The sequence below is a fragment of the Chitinophaga filiformis genome (assembly GCF_023100805.1).
In the GTDB taxonomy this organism is placed as follows: domain Bacteria; phylum Bacteroidota; class Bacteroidia; order Chitinophagales; family Chitinophagaceae; genus Chitinophaga; species Chitinophaga filiformis_B.
Window position 1 is genome coordinate 2,167,757 of the sequence record NZ_CP095855.1, and the last position, 19,996, is coordinate 2,187,752.

The window sequence follows — 19,996 nt, forward strand, 5'->3', positions numbered from 1 at the left end:
TATACTGTTAACCCAATCGAGGTTATTTTTTGTCTAAATCCAACACTAACGCAGGAGATATTATTTCGCCATTAAAGTTGCAGAAGTTCGTTTACTATGCACAGGCATGGCATTTGGCTGTTTTTAACGCCCCTTTTTTATGAGGATATTGAAACCTGAACACATGGACGGGTATTCCAGGCCTTTATCACCGCTTTAGAGATACGTTACGGGATTCTAATAAATTTGATGCAATTGAATGGAGGGGCGTTACATTTGTTTCGGAAACGGAGTAATTACTAAAGGAAGTTTATTCTCTTTATGGAGAACATCCGCTGCTTATTTGGAAAAGCTTACACATAGTTGGTCACCCTGGATGCTAGGAACAGAGTGGCTCTGTATCAACGTTCGGAATGGATAATTATACATGAATCCATGACAAAATATTATAGTAGTTTGAAGATGAAAAACAAGACTGAACAACGACGGGTAAATTTCCAATGTACTGTTGACTTCAAACAAAAATTTAAATATATCACTTCAATGCTGAGAAAGGTGATAAATAGAACGTCTGAACTGAAGAAAGATAACGCCATCTTACTATCTCAATGTGATCTGGAGTTTTTTTTAAGTACAGTTGAGCCTAATAAGGCTCTTACAGAGGCGGCAGCGGAATATAGAGTAAGTTCCTTATCTTAGGAACTCATTTGACAGAGATCTCTCTTTTTGTTTTTTTGATTAGATAATTTATAATTTCACATATTAAACTTACTTTGTAGGTACGCTTTCGAGCTTTTAATAAATGGCTTTTATTGTATGAGAGATTACGAAATTAGGGACGTGCTGAAACAGACACATTTGTTCAAGTATTACCATGACGAAAAATCTTTGGTAGTAGATGAACTAGACATTACTAGCGCTGGGGCACGGATAGATATTGCAGTAGTGAATGGCCAGTTACACGGGTTTGAAATTAAAGGAGCAAGCGATACATTGAACCGTTTGCCGTATCAAATAGAGGCATATAGAAAAATATTTGATTATTTAACTATTGTGACAGAAGAAAAGCACTACGGTAAGGTGTCGGAAATAATACCAGATTGGGTCGGAGTAATACTACTTGATGAAGGCGAACACGGAGAGATAACAATAGAACAAAAAAAAGAAGCTCAATTTAATTCCCAAAAGGACGCCTTCTTTTTAGCAAAACTTTTATGGAAAGAAGAACTACTCTCTCTACTTAAAGATCTAAATATACCGCATAAGAAAAACTTAAGGACTTGGCTTTTGTGTGAACTGATAGCCAAGTCCATTGAAGTAGAAGAATTGTCATCTCTTGTTAGGAGTATAATGAAAAAAAGGTCCAATTGGAAGAATGTCAAAGAAGCGTTAGTAGCTTAGATATATGTCTGCTGTGCCCAATTCTAACCCATGTCTCTGCATTGCCAGGTTTGTCTGTAACTGCTTTAAGTGCATAAGTATTTATCTCGTTATCTGCCCATGAGAATGTTGGCGAGTCATATTCAGGCTTTGTTACAAGGCTTTTACAGTGTAAAATATATTGGCCGTTTCCGTCAGGATGGTCCTTTGGTTTTATCCCTCTAAAAATATAGTAAGAATTCTTAGTGGTGTATTTAATACTTGCGGTTGACGGGAACTGCATAACTTCCGGGTCATATATTGGATGTTTAATCCCATAGTCTCCATAAAAGATAGGATAATCGATTTCCTCATTAATTTGATTCCATATGAGTGCCTCAATACGCTCCAGTTGTATTTCGCTCTTAGCCGGAATCTGACTTAAATCTTTTGGGAAAGAACCCGATGCAGTAACAATTTGATAAAATGATTCGATTGATTTTAAAGCTTTTATATTAGCTATGGCAGAGTTTGATAAATGTTGGTAGTTGTCATCATTTGAGTGCGCTAAATCAAATAATATAATGCATCTATCATATGAAGTTTGAAGGTCCTCAATCATTGAGGCAATCAATGCGTTGAATGTTCTTGGTTTTGCATAATCGTTGGTAATCCTGATACAAAACAGACTTTTATACTCGTTAATGTAGTCTTTAACTAGTGAAATATAGTCTTCGTCACTATTCAATCTTAATACAGGGATCGCATTTACATTTTGTTCCTGAAGCCTGGTATAAAGTTCCTCTAATTCTGTTGTATCGGAGTCTGTCTCTAAGATTATCGCAGGATCTATCAAAATCTGATTGTTGTTGAAAGGCCAGCTGGCAGTTAATCGGGTCAATACAGAATCATAGCTGTCAGGCAATAATTCAATTACAGGCGATAGGGAATTTTTTTCATTTGGTTTAAGCGTCTCAATGGCTTTTAATTCACCTGCTTTTGCCTTTAGGATTGGGAAATACTTTTTGTGCATAATTATAGGAATTAATGTTTAAAAATATAGGTATAATGACTCTATGGAATTTGAGTAGTTAACAAGATTTAGTTCGTAATGGATTGGTGATGAAATTATTTTAATATTAATTGTATTGTCAATGGTTACATTAATGGTATAGCTGATTACTGCTAATTATGTCGTTGTGTTTATAAAAAAGTACTCTTCCCTTATAAACGGAAAATAAACTTCCCTACCTTAGTCCCCTCTTGTAAACATTAAAAACACAGTTATGAAGAACCCGAAGCGCTTGCTGGTAGCATCTCTGCTGCTGGCTGCCCTCAGCGTGAAGGCGCAAACTGCGAAGCAAACCTTCGTCAACAATCTGATCAAACGCATGACCCTGGAAGAGAAGATCGGGCAGCTGAACCTGCTGACCAGTGATATGGATGTAACGGGTCCTTTCATGAAACCGGGATATAAAAAAGACATTGAGGCCGGCCTGTGTGGCTCGATCTTCAATGCATATACTCCAAAGTATACCCGTCAGTTACAGGAAATGGCCATGAAAACCAGGTTGAAAATACCGCTCTTATTCGGATACGATGTCATCCACGGGCATAAGACCATTTTCCCCATTCCACTGGGAGAGGCCTGTACCTGGGACATGACGCTGCTGGAACAGAGCGCGAGGATTGCAGCACAGGAAGCCAGTGCTGATGGTTTACACTGGACCTACTCACCAATGGTAGACATTGCCCGTGATCCCCGCTGGGGCCGCGTGGCAGAAGGCGTGGGCGAAGATACCTGGTATGGTACCCAGGTGGCAAAGGCTAAAGTAAAGGGCTATCAGGGTTCGGACCTGTCTGCCAATAATACCGTCCTGGCCTGTGTGAAACACTTTGCCTTATATGGCGCTATTGAAGCGGGGCGTGATTATAATACGGTTGACATGAGCCGCCGGCAGATGTTCCAGTATTACCTGCCACCTTACAAGGCCGCTATAGACGCCGGTGTTGCTACTGTCATGACATCTTTCAACGAAATTGACGGCACCCCTGCCACTGCCAATAAATGGCTGCTGACAGAACTGCTGCGGAAAGAATGGGGCTTTAAAGGCTTCGTGGTGACAGACTATACTGCTATCAATGAAATGATTTCCCACGGCAATGTAAAAGATGAATATGAGGCCGGCGCAGCTGCGTTGAATGCCGGAGTGGACATGGATATGCAGGGAGGTGTTTTTGCCGGTCAGCTGAAAAAGTTGCTGAAGGACGGGAAAGTGACCCAGAAAGAGATCGACAGTGCGGTATACCGCATACTGGCGGCCAAATATGACCTGGGCCTGTTCCAGGATCCATTTAAGTACTGCGACACTGCCAGGGCGACAAAAGAGATCATGTCTGCAGAGAACCTGGCCACTGCACAGAAAATAGCAGAACGCTCCATCGTACTGCTGAAGAATGAAAACCAGCTCCTGCCCCTGAAGAAGGATGCGAAGATCGCCCTGATAGGGCCCCTGGCTAATAGTCAGCGGGACATGATCGGCAACTGGTCGGCGGCGGGTGATTATACCAGGGCAGTAACCTTACTGGAGGCCCTGAAACAGCGTTCCGCCAATGTGCAATATCTGCCGGGAGCCCATTATACTGCAGACACCACCTTACTGAAAAGGGCTACGCAGAAATACAAACTGGAAGCAACAGATACCGCCGGTAGTCAGCAGATGCTGGCTGCAGCAGTGGAGCTGGCAAGACAGTCGGAGATCGTTGTGATGGCACTGGGCGAATCCCAGGGTATGACGGGAGAGGCGGCCAGCAGATCTAACATCAGCATACCGGAGAACCAGCAGCAGCTTCTGAAGGCGGTATATGCTACCGGTAAACCCATCGTGCTGGTGCTGATGAACGGCCGGCCCATGACCCTGGAATGGGAAGATGCCCACGTTCCCGCCATCCTGGAAACCTGGTTCCTGGGCACCAGGGCAGGGAGCGCCATCAGTTCCGTGTTGTTCGGTGATTATAACCCGGCAGGTAAACTGACTATGAGCTTCCCAAGGAATGTAGGTCAGATCCCCATCTACTATAATCATAAGAACACCGGCCGGCCGCTGAATCCTGATAACAAATACTCCACCAAGTACCTGGATACGGATAATGAGCCCCTGTATCCCTTCGGTTATGGCCTGAGCTATACAAAGTTTACCTATGGCGACCTGAAACTGAGCAAGCAGCAGATCACGGCGACAGATAGGCTGCAGGTGAGCATACCCGTAACTAACAGCGGTAGCTACGATGGGGAAGAAGTGGTACAGCTCTATATCAGGGACCTGGTAGGATCGGTGACCCGCCCCGTAAAGGAGCTGAAAGCCTATAAAAAGATCTCCCTGGCTAAGGGAGAGACCAGGACGGTGACCTTTGATATTTCCGTGGAAGACCTGAAGTTCTACGACAAGGATATGCGCTGGAAGGCAGAACCGGGCGATTTTACCGTATTTGTGGGTACCAATAGCAGGGATGTTAAGTCAGCAGGGTTTACATTAAAATAATGGCAGATAAGGCAAAAATTAGTTTGATTATTCAAAATTGTTATTACCTTCGCATCGTTATTCAAATTATGAACATTAACGTACATACACATCATCACCATCATTTCTTACCACGCAGGTAGGCTGGGATGATTTTATGTATTACATAATAAGATATTAAAACATCATCAGGGGCTTACCAAACGGTAAGCCCCTTTTTGTTTTCACCGAACATTGTCAAAAAACATGAAACTGAGAATTGCCATTCAGAAATCCGGTCGCTTACACGACGACTCTATCAAGCTGTTGAAAGAATGTGGTATCGACATCAACAACGGTGTTAACAAGCTGAAAACGGAAGCCAGCAACTTTCCGCTGGAAGTTTTCTTCCTGCGTGATGATGATATCCCGCAATACGTGGAAGACGGCGTGGCTGATATCGGTATTGTCGGTGAAAATGTGATCCTGGAAAAGAACCGTCCTGTAAAGATCGCGGAGAAGCTGGGATTCGGTAAATGCCGCCTTTCCCTGGCAGTACCGAAAACAGTAGAGTATAACGGTGTGAAAGATATGGACAAGCTGCGTATCGCTACCAGTTATCCGGTAATATTACAGAACTTCCTGAATGAGCATAATATCAGCGCTGAGATCCATGAGATCAGCGGTTCGGTGGAAATTGCACCGGGCATCGGATTGGCAGACGCTATCTGCGACCTGGTAAGCAGTGGTTCTACACTATTCATGAATGGTCTCAAGGAAGTAGAAGTGATCCTGAAATCTGAAGCGGCACTGATCAGCAATGGTAACCTGACGCCTGAGCAGGATGCTCTGTTGCAGAAGCTCCTGTTCCGCATCCAGGCAGTAAAGAAAGCAAAGAATAATAAATACGTGCTGTTGAACGCACCGAATGATAAACTGAAGGAGATCATCGCGCTCCTGCCCGGTATGAAAAGTCCTACCGTACTGCCGCTGGCGGAAGAGGGTTGGAGCTCCGTGCATTCTGTGTTGAATGAAAATGCTTTCTGGGATATCATTGAAAGCCTGAAAGCAGCCGGTGCACAGGGGATCCTGGTAGTACCAATTGAAAAGATGATCATTTAATCAAAAAGATCATTGCATCATCACTGATCTTTCGCCATCATATAGCTCAACCGTAATTGACATACCATGCGTGTATTCGAATATCCAGAACGTGCACAATGGCCGGCATTACTCCAACGTCCGGTTTTAGATACAACAGCGCTGGAAACCAGCGTAGGAAATATTCTTGCAGCAGTAAAGCAGGAGGGAGACACAGCGGTGCGCAGATATGCGCAGCAATTTGACAAAGTACAACTGGATGCGCTGGCAGTGAGCCCGGCGGAATTTGCACATGCCAATAATGTGCTGGATGCAGAGCTGAAAAAAGCCATCCTCCAGGCGAAACATAATATAGAAGTTTTTCACAAGGCACAACAGGAACAAAGCAGGATCATAGAAACCATGCCGGGGGTACAATGCTGGCGTAAGCCGGTGGCTATTGAAAAAGTAGGCCTGTATATTCCGGGAGGTTCCGCTCCTTTATTCTCCACGATCCTTATGCTGGGTATACCAGCTATGATAGCAGGTTGTAAGGAGATCATCCTTTGTACGCCATCTAATGCTGCGGGTGAAGTGCATCCTGCGGTATTATTTGCCGCACAGGAAGTTGGTGTGGAACGCGTGTTCAAAATAGGCGGTGTGCAGGCGATCGGTGCTATGGCCTATGGTACGGAAAGTGTACCACGTGTGCATAAGATCTTTGGTCCGGGTAACCAGTATGTAACCTGCGCGAAACAGCTTGTTAATAAAAGCGGTGTGGCGATCGACATGCCTGCCGGTCCATCTGAAGTAGCCGTACTCGCAGATGAAACCTGTGTACCAGCCTTCGTAGCGGCCGATCTGCTTTCACAGGCGGAACATGGTCCTGATAGCCAGGTATTGCTGGTTACAACAGCGCCGGATATCATTAAAGCAGTACAAAAGGAAGTGGCCGATCAGCTGGCGCAACTGCCCCGTAAAGATATTGCAGCGCAGGCATTAGAGAACAGCCGGATCATTCTTGTAAAAGATACACCGGAGGCTATGGACCTGCTGAATGCATATGCTCCTGAACACCTGATCGTAGCCTGTAAGGATGATATCTCCATCGCAGACGCAGTAGTGAATGCAGGTTCTGTATTCCTGGGGAACTATTCTCCGGAGAGTGCGGGCGATTATGCTTCCGGCACCAATCACACATTGCCAACGAATGGATATGCGACTGCATACAGCGGCGTGTCTCTCGATAGTTTTGTAAAGAAGATCACCTTCCAGCGCCTCACACAAGAGGGACTTCAGCAGATAGGCGCGACTATTGAAACAATGGCTGCTGCAGAAGGACTGGACGCTCATAAGAATGCAGTGACTGTCCGCCTGAAACAAAAGACTCAACTATAAAATCTTTTATCAATGTTCGATCTCAATAGCTTACTACGCGACAATATAAAACGCCTGGTGCCTTACTCTACCGCCAGGGATGAATTTAAAGGAGAGGCTTCCATTTTCCTGGATGCCAATGAAAACAGTTTTGGTTCTCCGCTGCCGGTAGCTTACAATCGCTATCCTGACCCAATGCAGTGGAAAGTGAAATATAAGCTGGCGGATATCAAAGGTGTACCGCCACAGAATATCTTTCTCGGTAATGGTAGTGATGAGGTGATAGATGTGTTGTACCGCTCTTTTTGTCGCCCGGGTGTTGACAACGTGGTATTATTCCCGCCAACCTACGGTATGTATGAAGTGAGTGCCAATATCAACGATGTCATTGTACGTAAAGTATCGCTGACACCCGACTACCAGATCGATATGGCGGCATTGCAGGAAGCGGTGGATGAGCGTACAAAACTGATCTTCATCTGCTCCCCCAACAATCCCACCGGCAACTCCATTAATCGTTCCGATATAGAAATGATCCTGAACAATTTTGATGGTATTGTAGTGATCGACGAAGCATACATCAATTTCGCCCGCCAGAAAACATTTATACCTGAACTCACGGAATATCCTAACCTCGTGGTGATGCAGACCCTTTCCAAAGCATGGGGACTGGCAGCCTTACGTGTAGGTATGGCTTTCGCCGGAGAGGAGATCATCAACGTACTGAATAAGGTAAAGCCGCCGTACAACATCAACCAGGCAGCGCAGGACCTTGTGCTGGAAGCGCTCGATAATATTATCCAGGTAAATGAATGGATCAAGGATACTGTAGTGGAAAGAGATAAACTTGCCGCCTCCCTGATCAACCTGCCGCAGGTACTGGAAGTATACCCCAGTGATGCCAACTTCCTGCTGGCCAAAACAGTGGATGCAAAAGGCATCTACAACTACCTGGTGGAAAGAGGTATCATCGTACGCGACCGTTCCAAAGTGGAATTGTGTAACGGCTGTCTGCGCATCACTGTAGGCACGCCGGAAGAAAATATCACTTTACTGGAAACAATCGCCCAGGTTACCGTATAATATAATCACACAGTTCGCCACTGTACAACATAACAACACACAGCTACAATGAAACGAGTGCTCTTCATAGACAGGGATGGTACCATTATCAGGGAAGTACCACCTACATATCAGATCGATAGCCTTGAAAAAGTAGAATTCTATCCGAAGGTGTTTACTTACCTTTCCCGCATTGCTGCGGAACTGGACTATGAGCTGGTAATGGTGACCAACCAGGATGGCCTGGGTACTGCCAGCTTTCCCGAGGCAGATTTCTGGCCGCCGCAGAATTTTATTTTGCGCTCATTCGAGAATGAAGGGGTTAGATTCAATGCCGTGCATGTTGACCGTACCTTTCCACATGAGAATGCACCTACCCGCAAGCCAGGTACAGGAATGCTGACCCAATATTTTTCCGCTGACTACGACCTCGCAAATTCATTTGTGATCGGCGACCGGATCACCGACGTGCAGCTGGCAAAGAACCTGGGCGCCAAAGCTATCTGGATGAATGAAGGCACCGGCCTGGGCAATGCAGAGGTTGATTCCAATACACAGGCTCTGAAAGAGGTGATTGCACTGGAATCTACTGACTGGGAGAAGATCTACGAGTTCCTGAAACTCGGCTTGCGTACAGTATCTCATACGCGCACCACTAAGGAAACGGATATCTTCATTGCTTTGAACCTGGATGGTACCGGTAAGGCTGATATCAGCACCGGGCTGGGGTTCTTCGATCATATGCTGGATCAGATTGCCCGTCATGGCAGTATTGACCTGACTGTCAAGGCAAAGGGTGATCTGCATATTGATGAGCATCATACCATTGAAGATGTGGGTATTGCCCTTGGAGAGGCCATGGCGCAGGGACTTGCTGATAAGCGGGGTATTGAGCGTTATGGTTTTTGTCTTCCGATGGATGACTGCTTAGCGCAGGCTGCGATTGACTTTGGTGGCAGGAACTGGATTGTGTGGGATGCGAAGTTCAATCGCGAGAAGATAGGGGAGATGCCGACGGAGATGTTCTTCCATTTCTTTAAGTCCTTTTCTGATGCGGCGAAGTGTAATTTGAATATTAAGGCGGAGGGAGAGAATGAGCATCATAAGATCGAGGCAATCTTTAAAACATTTGCGAAGGCGATAAAAATGGCGGTGAAGAGGAATCCCGCGAATATGGCGTTGCCGAGCACCAAGGGCGTGTTGTGATTCCCACCCGCTACTTGGCTGCCTCTCATGAATAGTTTGACGGCATCAGGATATTGTGTAAGTATTTTTTACCGCAAGTAGCGTGCGGTTAAAGTATGGGCCTGCGGTCGGCGCCTCTTTGGGCAGTTGGTCGCTGATATAGTTTATCAAGCATATGGGCTTTGGAATATATATATGGCATCATCAATCGTATGCCCAAAGAGCCGAAGGCCCGCAGTCTCCATCTTTAACCGTCTGCTACTTGGCTGCCTCCCATGAATAGTTTGACGGCATCAGGATATTGTGTAAGTATTTTTTACCGCAAGTAGCGTGCGGTTAAAGTATGGGCCTGCGGTCGGCGCCTCTCTGGGCATTTGAACGCTGGTATAGTTTATCAAGCGTATGGGCTTTGGAATATCTATTTGGCGTTATCAATCGTATGCCCAAAGAGCCGAAGGCCCGCAGTCTCCATCTTTAACCGTCTGCTACTTGGCTGCCTCCCACGAGTAGTTTGGCGGCATCAGGATATTTACTATATCTTCTTCCGAATACATATTCTGATTCTAATAGTAAGTGATATAGAAAAGAGAACTGAGAAAATGAATGGGATCGAAAGAATTGAGGAAATAAATAGGGAAGCGAAATTTGAAGGCGAACGATTCTGAGAAGATGGAATAGAACGGACTTGAATAAAAACAAGAATAGAAGAATAGAAGAGTAGAAGAATAGAAGAATAAAAGAATAAAAATGGAAGAGGAACGACTTTATCCATACCAACGCTGTGAATGCGGCGACAGTATTGCTAAGCGTAAGGATATTGTTGGCACGATATCGCGGCATTGTCTCTGAATATTACAGGCAGACCATGACGAAGACGGGGTTCAGTGGAGACTGCGGGCCTTCGGCTCTTCGGGTGAACGATTGACGAAGTATTATAGCTATCCCCAAGCTAACACGATTGATAAAGCTAAATAGCAAGCCAATGCCCGGAGAGGCGCCGACCGCAGTCCCATCTGACCCCGGCGCGGAATGTCTGCCCCTGGCGATGAAGCGTCGGTCCCGATTAGTAAGAAACTGGTTAGAAGCTCTGCCCCTGGCAATGAAGCGAAAGACGCCGATCTGGAGCAGACAAAAGGAGAAAGCAGGCCAAGGCACTAAAAGATATATGAATTCGCAACAGAAAGCCAGGAACTTATCACTTCACAAATAATTTCAAAAAAAATTTGCATGTTTTCAAAAAACACCGGATATTTGTTCCGCAAGATATTAAAACATGATAACAAATATTACAAACAAGCATTGGTGGTGGCACAATATCAGTTCCTGATACGGTGTTACAGTGCCATGTTTCGTAATGAAATATAATTGGAAGGCTCGCTGTTACACAGCGGGCCTTCTTCGTTTTAGATAGTCACCCAATTTAACTCAATCACAAACCAATGGGTAGTATTCAAGTAAAATCAAAATCAAAGAAAATGCTGGCAGACGTATTCACGCCTGTTGGTATCTATTTGCGGCTCCGCGACAAGTTTCCTGGTACCGTACTGCTGGAAAGTACAGACTATCGCGCCAGTGAAAACAGTTTCTCCTTCATCTGCATCCAGCCTATAGCAGGAATAGAAGTGACCAGCACCACGGATTTTGAATTTAAATATCCTAATCTCCCGCCAGAAAGAAAACAGCTGAAAAATAAACAAAGCGTGCTGAATGAACTGCAGAAGTTCCTCGGTAACTTCACTTTCACCGATAAGCCCGTACTGCCCGTGGTGCAGAGCCTATTCGGATACAGCACATTTGATTCAGTACAGTTCTTCGAAACTATAGAATTCAACAAGGATAAGCAGAACGGTAATACCATTCCATTGATGCGCTACCGTTTTTATCAATATATCATCGCCATCAATCACTTTAAAGATGAGCTTTATCTCTGTGAAAATGTGGTGGAAGGCCTTGACAGCGAGTTCGATCTCATAGAGTCACTGATAAGACAAAAAGACGTACCGACATATAGTTTCAAGGCAGAAGGGGAGGAAAAGAGTAACCTGACGAATGAACAATATATGGAGATCGTCGAAAAAGGCAAACAACACTGCTTCCGCGGAGACGTTTTCCAGGTAGTACTCTCCAGAGCCTTCCAGCAAAAGTTCAAAGGTGACGAATTCAATGTGTACCGCGCGCTCCGCTCTATTAACCCTTCCCCTTATCTCTTCTTCTTCGATTACGGCGATTACAAATTAATGGGCTCCTCACCGGAGGCACAGCTCATCATTAAAGATAATAAAGCCACCATTCATCCTATTGCCGGTACTTTCAAGCGTACAGGCGACGATGAACAGGACAGGCAGCTGGCGGCAAAACTGCTGGAAGATCCAAAGGAGAATGCAGAACATGTTATGCTGGTAGACCTTGCCAGGAACGACCTGAGCAGACTGGCAACAGATGTGGAGGTAGAGTCTTACAGGAAGATACAGTACTACTCGCATGTTATTCACCTGGTGAGTGAAGTGACCGGAAAGATACAACCAGGCCTGAACCCATTCTCATTGCTGGCGGCTACTTTCCCGGCAGGAACATTGTCGGGTGCACCGAAGTACAGGGCAATGGAGATTATCGATGAGAATGAACCTACTGCCCGTGGTTTTTACGGAGGTTGTATCGGATCAGTTGGATTCAACGGCGATTTTAATCACGCCATCATGATACGTTCTGTGTTGAGCAAAGCCAATACATTGTACTATCAGGCAGGAGCCGGTGTAGTAGCGAAATCTGTCGCATCGTCCGAACTGGAAGAAGTGAACAATAAACTGAATGCATTAAAACAGGCCATTATCATGGCTCAAACTATCTGACATGAATATTCTGGTGTTCGATAATTACGATTCATTTACCTATAACCTGGTGCACCTGGTGGAGAAGATCATCAATGGTAAAGTGACGGTGGTGCGCAATGATGAAATACCATTGGAGAAAGTAAAGGATTATGATAAGATCATCCTGTCTCCCGGACCAGGTATTCCCGAAGAAGCAGGACTGCTGCTGCCGCTGATCAAAGAATATGCACCGAGTAAATCCATCTTCGGCGTATGCCTGGGTCAACAGGCTATCGGAGAGGCTTTTGGTGCGAAACTGATCAACCTGAAGGATGTATATCACGGAGTAGCAACGAACGTGAACATCACCGCGAGGGAAGGAAGACTGTTCAACGGCTTGCCTGATCAGCTGGAAGTAGGCCGGTATCACTCATGGGTAGTGGATGAAGCAACATTGTCTCCCGACCTGACCATCACTGCCAGGGACGATAACAATTATATCATGGCGCTGCAGCACAACAAATACGATGTAAGTGGCGTACAGTTCCATCCTGAAAGTGTATTGACACCACAGGGAGAACAGATCCTTCGTAACTGGTTGAATGCTTAAATTCCAAGTAATGAAAAAGATACTCAATTACCTTTTTGAACATAAAACATTTAGCCGGGAAGCGGCCAAAGAGATACTCATCAGTATTTCAAAAGGCATGTACAACGAAAGTGAACTTGCCGCTTTTATGACCGTCTTCCTGATGCGAAGCATTACAGTAGATGAGCTGCTGGGCTTCCGGGATGCATTGCTGGAACTTTGTGTGCCGGTAAACCTGAACGGATATGAAGTACTTGATATTGTAGGTACCGGTGGAGATGGTAAGAATACATTTAATGTGTCCACCCTGTCTTGTTTCATTGTAGCGGGCGCGGGCGGAAAAGTGGCCAAACATGGCAACTATGGCGTATCTTCCATTAGCGGAGCTTCCAACCTGATGGAATCAGCCGGATACAAGTTCAAGAATGATGATGCAAAACTCAGGGAGGAACTGGAAGAAGCTGGTGTTTGTTTCCTGCATGCACCCTTGTTCCATCCTGCATTGAAGAACGTAGCCGGTGTGCGCCGTCAGCTGGGTATCCGTACTTTCTTCAATATGCTGGGGCCGCTGGTGAATCCGGCTTTCGCACAACATCAGCTGATAGGTGTGTACAGCCTGGAACTGGCAAGAGTGTATAATTATCTGTTCCAGCAGACTGACAAGCGCTATGCGATCGTTTATAGCCTGGACGGTTATGATGAGATCTCCCTGACTGCTGACACCCGTGTGATCACGAATGAGGGAGAGAAAGACTGGACACCGGAACAACTGGGTAAACGCAAGGTGTATCCGGAAGATATCTATGGTGGCAGCACCGTGGAAGCGGCAGCGAAGATCTTCATGAAGATATTGAAAGGCGAAGGAACCTGGGCGCAGAACTCGGTAGTACTGGCTAACGCTGCTATGGGTCTGTATTGTATGAAGAAATTTGATAATTATAACGACTGTTTCCTGGCGGCTGTAGAGTCGCTGGAATCAGGCGCAGCGCATAATGCGTTTAAGAAGTTGATAAGCTTGCAATCATGAAAAATATCCTGACGGAAATAGTAGCCCACAAGCACACAGAAGTGGCCGCCCGTAAACAACAGCGGAGCGTGGAAGAACTGGAACAGGTATCCTGGTTCAAACGTACACCACTGTCTCTGGCCCAGTTTCTCCGGGACCCGGAGAAGACGGGGATCATTGCAGAGTTCAAGAGACGTTCCCCTTCCAAAGGCGTTATCAATGGTAACGTGACTGTACAGGATGTAACCACCGCATATACCCGCTATGGCGCATCTGGTTTGTCGGTACTGACCGATGAGAAATATTTTGGTGGTTCTTCGGACGATCTGCAACAGGCAAGAGCGCTGAATAATATCCCCATCCTCCGGAAGGATTTTGTTATCGATGAATACCAGATCGTGGAAGCAAAAGCGATCGGTGCTGATGTGATCCTGCTGATAGCAGAATGTTTGTCAAAGCAGGAAGTAGCACAACTGGCGGCTTTTGCCAACAACCTGGGACTGGAAGTGTTGCTGGAAGTGCATAGCGGCGATCAGCTGGATAAAGTGACGGATCATATACAAATGGTTGGTGTCAACAACCGTGACCTTACCACATTTAAGGTTGATTTCAACCGCTCCTGCGAACTGGCGCCACAGATCCCCGCCGGCAAATGCAAGGTGGCAGAAAGTGGTATCAGCAATACAGATGCTATCGTCACACTGAAACAGGCGGGCTTCCAGGGATTTCTGATAGGAGAGCATTTTATGAAACAGGAAAATCCGGCAAGGGCATTTGAGCACTTTGTAACGGAACTGGCCAATAAATCAGTACAATGAAAATAAAGGTCTGCGGTATTACACGGAGAGAAGACCTGCAGCAACTGGTGAATTACCAGGTTAACTATGCCGGCTTTATATTCTATGAAAAGTCGCCGCGCTTTGCGGCACACAAAATAGATGCCCGTACCGTCCGCGAAACAGCAGGCATCAAAAAAGTAGGCGTATTTGTAAATGCGCCGCTGGAACAGTTACAACGTACCATCGCTGATTATGGCCTGGATATGGTGCAGCTGCACGGTGATGAAACACCGGAGTACTGCGCGGTGATACAGAGAATTGTACCAGTGATAAAGGCTTTCCGCGTGGGAGATAACGTAGACTGGTCGGCGCTGTTGTCGGCTTATCTGCCGGTAACAAGCTATTTCCTGTTCGATACGGAAGCCGGCAAGGAATATGGCGGCACCGGCAAACGTTTTAACTGGGAGCTGTTAAAGACCTATCCTTATACACATCCTTTCTACCTGAGTGGTGGTATAGGTTTGGAAGAAGCGCCTGAGTTGCTGCAGCTACAGCTGCCGGCTTTATTTGCAGTAGATGTGAACAGCAGGTTTGAGATACAGCCTGGTGTGAAGAACATGGAAAAGGTGCGCTTATTTACAGATCAGATTCATTCAACTTATTTAAAATAATCATAGCATGAAGATCGCGGAAAATACGTTCGGCTCTAAATATCATGTAGATGAAAAAGGCTTTTACGGCAGATTTGGCGGCGCTTACATCCCGGAGATGTTATATCCGAATGTGGAAGAGCTGCAGCGCAATTACCTGGCAATACTCCGCGACCCGGGATTCCAGGAGGAATTTGACCAGCTGCTGAGGGATTATGTAGGCCGCCCTTCACCCTTATACTTTGCCAAACGATTGTCTGAGAAGTATAAAGCAAAGATCTATCTCAAGCGTGAAGACCTGAATCATACAGGCGCTCATAAGGTAAACAATACGATCGGGCAGATCCTGCTGGCAAAGCGCCTTGGTAAGACGCGTATCATTGCTGAAACCGGGGCAGGACAACATGGTGTGGCCACTGCAACGGTGTGTGCTTTAATGGGACTGGAATGTGTGGTGTACATGGGCAGCATTGACATCAAGCGCCAGGCGCCGAATGTGGCGCGGATGAAAATGCTGGGTGCCACAGTAGTACCAGCTACCAGCGGCAGTCAGACGCTGAAGGATGCCTGTAATGAGGCGATCCGCGACTGGATCAATAACCCGGTGAATACACATTATATTCTGGGTACAGCAGCAGGCCCGCATCCTTATCCTGATATGGTGACACGCTTTCAGTCGGTGATCAGTGAAGAGATAAAAAAACAGTTGCTTGAAAAGACAGGACGTGAAAATCCTGACTATGTGATGGCATGTATCGGCGGAGGCAGTAATGCAGCAGGTGCATATTATCATTTCCTGGATGAACCGGATGTGAAACTGATAGCCATAGAAGCAGGTGGTAAGGGCGTACATTCCGGTCATTCTGCTGCTACCACGCAACTGGGTAAACTGGGTATTATCCATGCAAGTAAGACACTGCTGATGCAGACAGAAGACGGACAGATCACTGAACCGTATTCTATTTCCGCAGGACTGGACTATCCGGGTATTGGTCCCCTGCATGCACATCTCTATGAGACAGGACGCGCTACGTTCCTGAACGCGACAGATGATGAAGCCCTGCAGGCTGCCTATGAACTGACACGCCTGGAAGGTATCATTCCTGCACTGGAGTCGTCTCACGCACTGGCGAAACTGGGACAGGTAGCATTTAAACCGGATGATGTAGTAGTAGTATGTTTGAGCGGACGTGGTGATAAAGACATGGAAACTTACATTCGTAATTTGCCTGGTAATACTGGCGGTAACGTATAAACATATTTTATGAGCAATCGTATAGATCAATTATTTGCCGGCAAAAGAAAGGGTGTGCTGAATATTTATTGTACAGCAGGATTCCCGGAGCTGAACGATACCCTGCCTGTAATGAAGGCATTACAGCAGTATGGAGCGGATATTATCGAACTTGGTATGCCTTTCTCCGATCCGCTGGCGGATGGCCCCGTGATCCAGGACAGCAGTACCCGCGCTATTGGTAACGGTATGAGCCTGAGAGTGTTGTTTGAACAGCTGAAAGATTTCAGACAGCAGATACATGTACCCGTACTGCTGATGGGATACCTGAATCCGGTGTTGCTGTATGGTATTGAGAACTTCTGTAAGAAATGTGCAGAAGTGGGCGTGGATGGTGTGATATTGCCTGACCTGCCGATGGATGAATATGAATCTGAATACAGGCCTGTTTTTGAAAAGTATGGTCTTCACCTGGTATTTCTCGTAACGCCTGAAACAAGTGAAGAACGCATCCGCAAGATCGATAGTGTGAGCAAAGGATTTATATATGCGGTGTCTTCTTCCTCCACAACAGGTACGGATAAGAACATGGGACATCAGCAGGCTTATTTCGAAAAACTGGAAGCGCTGCAGTTGAAGAATCCCGTACTGATCGGGTTTGGTATCAAAGATAAAGCTACCTTTGATGCTGCTACTGTTCACAGCAATGGCGGGGTGATAGGAACAGCCTTTATCCGCGCTATCGAGAAAGCAACTAACCTGGATTCAGCAATACAGCAGTTTATTGCTGGCGTAAAATAGACAAGAAGAGTATATGAAGACTGTCATCATAAAATATAATGCCGGTAACATCCGTTCAGTGCTGTTCGCGCTGGACAGGCTGGGCGTGGAAGGCGTGGTAACAGACGATCCGGAAGCGATCAAAGCGGCAGATAAAGTGATCTTCCCCGGTGTGGGAGAGGCCAGTTCTGCGATGCGTTATCTGCAGGAGAGAAAACTGGATCAGCTGATCACCGGTTTAAAACAACCGGTGCTGGGCATCTGCCTGGGTATGCAGCTGATGTGCAAACACTCGGAAGAAAACGATACTAAGTGCCTTGGCATTTTTGACGTAGAGGTAAAACGTTTCCAGTCGCCGGTAGATAACCTGCTGAAGATACCGCAGATAGGATGGAACAACGTGACAGGATTGTACAGCACCATGTTCGAGCATGTGCCGGAGAATTCCTACATGTATTTTGTGCATAGCTACTATGCTGCATTGAGCCCGTATACAGTGGCTACTACCAACTATGTGATCAACTACAGCGCTGCATTGCAGAAAGATAATTTCTATGCGGTGCAGTTCCACCCGGAAAAATCGGCCGGAGAAGGACAGAAGATCCTGGAGAATTTCCTGAAGTTATAAAATACTATGCAGCCAGTACAGATAAGAAGGATCAAGCCGGAAGATACATTGCAGCTGCGCCGGGATGTGTTATATCCTGATGCAACATTGGAAGCAGTGCGGGTAGATCATGATGAAGACGGTTTACATTTTGGCCTGTTTGAAGATACCAGGCTGAGAGGGATCGTATCGTTGTTTCCGCAGCGACAGTCCGCACAGTTCCGCAAACTGGCGGTGCATCCCGACAGCCAGGGGAGAGGATATGGGAGTATACTGATGCAGTATGTGGAAGACTTTTGCAGAAAGGAGCATATTTCAACTATATGGTGTAATGCCCGTAAAACTGCGGAAGGATTTTATATAAAGCGAGGGTATGAATACTGGGGAGATCATTTCACAAAAGATAATATTGTTTTCCGCAAGATGAAATTGCAACTTGATAAGACAAGTGGGAGTGGATTTACCATTATCCCTGCTATTGACATTATAGATGGTAAGTGTGTGCGTCTCACACAAGGCGATTACGGACAGAAGAAGGTATACAACGAACATCCGCTGGAAGTAGCTAAGGCTTTTGAAAGCATTGGTGTGCGGCGTTTACACCTGGTAGATCTTGATGGTGCCAAAAAGGGCGCTGTGGTGAACTGGAAAGTGCTGGAGGCGATTGCCGGTAAAACCAGCCTGGTGATAGATTTCGGTGGAGGTATCAAAACAGAGGATGACCTGCGCATTGTATATGAAAACGGCGCTGCGCTGGCCACAATAGGCAGTATCGCTGTAAAAGATCCTGCATTATTTTCTGGCTGGGTGAAGAAGTATGGTGCAGAAAAGATCTTCCTGGGAGCAGATGTGAAAGAGGAAAAGATTGCTGTGGGCGGATGGCTGGAAACGACGGAGTTATCCGTATTTGACTTCCTTGAAGAAAATGTAAAACAGGGCGTAAAACATATCTTCTGTACAGATATTGCAAAGGATGGACTGTTACAGGGGCCTTCCGTTGCATTGTATGAAAAGATCCTGCAACGCTTTCCGCAGATCGATTTTGTTGCCAGTGGCGGTGTAAGCACAATGGCAGATGTACATGCACTGGCAGAAGCAGGTTGCAGTGGTGTGATAGTGGGAAAAGCAATTTATGAGGAAAGGATCAGTATGCAGGAACTGGCTGAGTTCCTGAAATTGAATGCCTGATCCTAATCTTAATTCCAAATCTTTTTAATCATGTTGACGAAACGTATCATTCCCTGTCTGGATATCAAGGATGGCCGCACTGTAAAGGGTGTGAACTTTGAAAATATACGCGATGCAGGCGATCCTATAGAACTGGGTGCTTTATATGCAGAGCAGGGAGCGGATGAACTGGTGTTCCTGGATATCACCGCCACCAACGAGCGGCGAAAGACCTTGTCTGAACTGGTAACACGCATTGCGAAACATGTGAATATCCCGTTCACCGTAGGCGGTGGCATTTCTTCTGTAGAAGACGTGAATGTATTACTGCAATCAGGTGCAGACAAAATATCCGTTAATACTTCTGCTTTTAAGCGTCCTGAGCTGGTGGATGAGCTGGCCCGTGAATTCGGCAGTCAGTGCGTGGTACTGGCCATTGATACTCGTTTTGAAGATGGCGACTGGTATGTATACCTGAATGGCGGCCGGGTAAAAACGGAGATCAAGGCTTATGACTGGGCAAAGGAAGCCGTAGCGCGTGGCGCGGGAGAGATCCTGCTGACCTCCATGAACAATGACGGAACCAAACAGGGATTTGCGCTGGACATTACCGGAAAGTTGTCCCAAAACCTGAATGTGCCCGTAATTGCCTCCGGCGGGGCAGGTACCATGGATCATTTTATGGATGTGTTTGAAAATGCCCAGGCAGATGCCGCATTGGCCGCCAGCATTTTTCACTATAAGGAAATCGAGATCCCTGCATTGAAAACATACCTGTACCAGAGAGGCCTGAACATCAGGTTCTGAGAAAACAACTAATTTTGCCTACCGG

Annotated in this window: 17 protein-coding genes; 16 read left to right on the top strand and 1 reads right to left on the bottom strand. The window is 46.1% G+C overall.

All coding sequences use genetic code 11. The annotated features are described in order from the left end of the window. The first annotated feature begins 795 nt into the window (after nucleotides 1-795). On the top strand, nucleotides 796-1,380 hold the full coding sequence (locus MYF79_RS09035; protein WP_247813498.1) for a sce7726 family protein: 585 nt from the start codon (nucleotides 796-798) through the stop codon (nucleotides 1,378-1,380). On the opposite strand, the gene MYF79_RS09040 is transcribed toward MYF79_RS09035, so the two are convergent. Further along, nucleotides 1,358-2,371 (bottom strand): beta family protein, encoded by a 1,014-nt coding sequence (locus tag MYF79_RS09040; RefSeq protein ID WP_247813499.1) that lies wholly within the window; start codon nucleotides 2,369-2,371, stop codon nucleotides 1,358-1,360. The two genes, MYF79_RS09035 and MYF79_RS09040, sit on opposite strands and share 23 nt — an antisense overlap. 253 nt (nucleotides 2,372-2,624) lie before the next feature. On the opposite strand from MYF79_RS09040, the gene bglX reads away from it, so the two are divergent. The 15 genes from bglX to hisF all read left to right on the top strand — a co-directional run bounded on the left by bglX (nucleotide 2,625) and on the right by hisF (nucleotide 19,971). Continuing rightward, nucleotides 2,625-4,880 (top strand): beta-glucosidase BglX, encoded by a 2,256-nt coding sequence (gene bglX / locus MYF79_RS09045; RefSeq protein WP_247813501.1) that lies wholly within the window; start codon nucleotides 2,625-2,627, stop codon nucleotides 4,878-4,880. Between the two features lie 225 nt (nucleotides 4,881-5,105). Beyond that, nucleotides 5,106-5,960 (top strand): ATP phosphoribosyltransferase, encoded by an 855-nt coding sequence (gene hisG / locus MYF79_RS09050; RefSeq protein WP_247813503.1) that lies wholly within the window; start codon nucleotides 5,106-5,108, stop codon nucleotides 5,958-5,960. Nucleotides 5,961-6,026: 66 nt separating this feature from the next. Continuing rightward, nucleotides 6,027-7,316, top strand: coding sequence for a histidinol dehydrogenase (gene hisD, locus MYF79_RS09055; RefSeq protein ID WP_247813504.1), 1,290 nt, complete (start codon nucleotides 6,027-6,029; stop codon nucleotides 7,314-7,316). 12 nt (nucleotides 7,317-7,328) lie between these two features. Beyond that, complete coding sequence (gene hisC, locus MYF79_RS09060) at nucleotides 7,329-8,378, top strand: histidinol-phosphate transaminase (protein ID WP_247813506.1); 1,050 nt, start codon at nucleotides 7,329-7,331, stop codon at nucleotides 8,376-8,378. Nucleotides 8,379-8,426: 48 nt separating this feature from the next. Beyond that, nucleotides 8,427-9,563: a bifunctional histidinol-phosphatase/imidazoleglycerol-phosphate dehydratase HisB gene (gene hisB, locus MYF79_RS09065; protein WP_247813508.1), complete on the top strand. Its 1,137-nt coding sequence runs from the start codon at nucleotides 8,427-8,429 to the stop codon at nucleotides 9,561-9,563. A 1,418-nt stretch (nucleotides 9,564-10,981) separates the two neighbouring features. Continuing rightward, nucleotides 10,982-12,391, top strand: coding sequence for an anthranilate synthase component I family protein (locus tag MYF79_RS09070; protein ID WP_247813509.1), 1,410 nt, complete (start codon nucleotides 10,982-10,984; stop codon nucleotides 12,389-12,391). 1 nt (nucleotide 12,392) lies between these two features. Further along, complete coding sequence (locus MYF79_RS09075) at nucleotides 12,393-12,962, top strand: anthranilate synthase component II (RefSeq protein WP_247813510.1); 570 nt, start codon at nucleotides 12,393-12,395, stop codon at nucleotides 12,960-12,962. Nucleotides 12,963-12,972: 10 nt separating this feature from the next. Continuing rightward, nucleotides 12,973-13,968, top strand: a complete 996-nt coding sequence (gene trpD, locus MYF79_RS09080; protein WP_199657612.1) for an anthranilate phosphoribosyltransferase — start codon at nucleotides 12,973-12,975, stop codon at nucleotides 13,966-13,968. After that, a complete protein-coding gene (gene trpC / locus MYF79_RS09085; RefSeq protein WP_199657611.1) occupies nucleotides 13,965-14,765 on the top strand; it encodes an indole-3-glycerol phosphate synthase TrpC in 801 nt (266 codons plus the stop codon). The genes trpD and trpC overlap by 4 nt, the downstream gene beginning before the upstream one ends. Beyond that, nucleotides 14,762-15,397 carry a phosphoribosylanthranilate isomerase gene (locus MYF79_RS09090; RefSeq protein ID WP_247813511.1) on the top strand — a complete coding sequence of 212 codons (636 nt, stop codon included), beginning with the start codon at nucleotides 14,762-14,764 and terminating at the stop codon, nucleotides 15,395-15,397. Before trpC ends, MYF79_RS09090 begins: the two co-directional genes overlap by 4 nt. Nucleotides 15,398-15,404: 7 nt before the next feature. Continuing rightward, a complete protein-coding gene (trpB, locus tag MYF79_RS09095) occupies nucleotides 15,405-16,631 on the top strand; it encodes a tryptophan synthase subunit beta (protein ID WP_199657609.1) in 1,227 nt (408 codons plus the stop codon). 9 nt (nucleotides 16,632-16,640) lie between these two features. Beyond that, complete coding sequence (gene trpA / locus MYF79_RS09100; protein ID WP_247813512.1) at nucleotides 16,641-17,411, top strand: tryptophan synthase subunit alpha; 771 nt, start codon at nucleotides 16,641-16,643, stop codon at nucleotides 17,409-17,411. A gap of 13 nt (nucleotides 17,412-17,424) precedes the next feature. Beyond that, nucleotides 17,425-18,018, top strand: coding sequence for an imidazole glycerol phosphate synthase subunit HisH (gene hisH, locus MYF79_RS09105; RefSeq protein ID WP_247813513.1), 594 nt, complete (start codon nucleotides 17,425-17,427; stop codon nucleotides 18,016-18,018). A gap of 6 nt (nucleotides 18,019-18,024) precedes the next feature. Then, a complete protein-coding gene (hisA, locus tag MYF79_RS09110; protein WP_247813514.1) occupies nucleotides 18,025-19,185 on the top strand; it encodes a 1-(5-phosphoribosyl)-5-[(5-phosphoribosylamino)methylideneamino]imidazole-4-carboxamide isomerase in 1,161 nt (386 codons plus the stop codon). A 30-nt stretch (nucleotides 19,186-19,215) separates the two neighbouring features. Then, entirely contained in the window at nucleotides 19,216-19,971 is a 756-nt protein-coding gene (gene hisF, locus MYF79_RS09115; protein ID WP_247813516.1) for an imidazole glycerol phosphate synthase subunit HisF, read from the top strand. Nucleotides 19,972-19,996: the final 25 nt, after the last annotated feature.